Genomic DNA, 1,823 nt, shown 5'->3' with positions numbered 1-1,823 from the left:
CGTGCACAGCGAGTACTCGATGCTCGACGGCGCGGCGCGCATCGGTCCGATGGTGCAGGAGGCGGTCCGGCTGGGGATGCCTGCGATCGCCGTCACCGACCACGGAAACACCTTCGCCGCCTACGAGTTCTACAAGAGCGCGAAGGACGCCGGGATCACGCCGATCATCGGCATCGAGGCCTACGTGACCCCGGGCACCCACCGCGCCGACAAGGCGCGGGTGCGATGGGGCACGCCCGAGCAGAACGACGACGACGTCTCCGGCTCCGGCGCCTACACGCACATGACCCTGCTGTCGGAGACGACCGAGGGGATGCACAACCTCTTCCGCCTGTCCTCGCGCGCCAGCCTGGAGGGGTACTACTTCAAGCCGCGCATGGACCGCGAGCTGCTGCAGACGTATTCGCGCGGGCTCATCGCGACCACGGGCTGCCCGTCCGGCGAGGTGCAGACGCGCCTGCGCCTGGGGCAGTACGACGCCGCGCGTGCCGCTGCCGCGGAGTTCCAGGACATCTTCGGCAAGGACAACTACTTCGCCGAGATCATGGACCACGGGCTGTCGATCGAGCGGCGCGTGATGACCGACCTCCTGAGCATCGCGAAGGACCTGCAGATCCCGCTGGTCGGCACGAACGACCTGCACTACACACACCAGCACGATGCCGGCAGCCACGCGGCCCTCCTCTGCGTGCAGTCCGGGTCGACGCTCGACGACCCGAAGCGCTTCAAGTTCGACGGCGACGGCTACTACGTCAAGAGCGCCGCGGAGATGCGGCAGATCTTCCGCGATCACCCCGACGCGTGCGACAACACGCTCCTCATCGCCGAGCGCTGCCACGTCGAGTTCAACACCGCCGCGAACTACATGCCGCGCTACCCCGTCCCGRACGGCGAGACCGAGGAGTCCTGGTTCGTCAAAGAGGTCGACAAGGGCCTGGGCGAGCGGTATCCCGCGGGCATCCCCACCGAGGTCCGGGCGCAGGCCGATTACGAGGCCACGGTCATCGCCCAGATGGGCTTCCCTGGGTACTTCCTCGTCGTCGCCGACTTCATCAACTGGGCCAAGGAGAACGGCATCCGAGTGGGTCCGGGCCGCGGCTCCGGCGCCGGTTCGATGGCGGCCTACGCCATGAAGATCACCGACCTCGATCCGCTCAAGCACGGCCTCATCTTCGAGCGGTTCCTCAACCCCGAGCGTGTGTCGATGCCCGACTTCGACGTCGACTTCGACGACCGGCGCCGTGGCGAGGTCATCCAGTACGTCACCGAGAAGTACGGCGACGAACGCGTCGCGCAGATCGTCACCTACGGCACCATCAAGGCCAAGCAGGCGCTCAAGGACGCCGGCCGGGTGCTCGGCTTCCCCTTCAGCATGGGCGAGAAGCTCACCAAGGCGATGCCCCCCGCGGTGATGGGCAAGGACATGCCGCTGGAGGGCATGTTCGACCGTGAGCACCCGCGTTTCAAAGAGGCATCCGAATTCCGTGCCCTGATCGAGACGGATGCCGAGGCCAAGACGGTCTTCGACACCGCGGTGGGCCTGGAGAACCTGAAGCGCCAGTGGGGCGTGCACGCGGCCGGTGTGATCATGTCGAGCGAGCCCCTCATCGACATCATCCCGATCATGAAGCGGGAGCAGGACGGCCAGATCGTCACGCAGTTCGACTACCCGGCCTGCGAGTCGCTCGGACTGATCAAGATGGACTTCCTGGGGCTGCGCAACCTCACGATCATCGACGACGCGCTCGACAACATCGAGGCCAACCGCGGCGAGAAGCTCGTGCTCGAAGACCTGGAGCTGGACGACGCGGCCTCGTACGAAC

General features: G+C 66.5%; 1 protein-coding gene. It reads left to right on the top strand.

Annotated features, from left to right (window positions below; all coding sequences use genetic code 11):
* Position 1: 1 nt before the first annotated feature.
* A partial coding sequence (dnaE, locus tag AC1DVT_RS19975) for a DNA polymerase III subunit alpha (RefSeq protein ID WP_477391105.1) occupies positions 2-1,823 on the top strand: 1,822 nt, incomplete at its 3' end.

The sequence above is a fragment of the Microbacterium sp. P2_F9 genome (genome assembly GCF_056403635.1).
The sequence above is the reverse complement of the archived record's forward strand: the minus strand, read 5'-3'. Positions and strand labels throughout refer to the sequence as shown.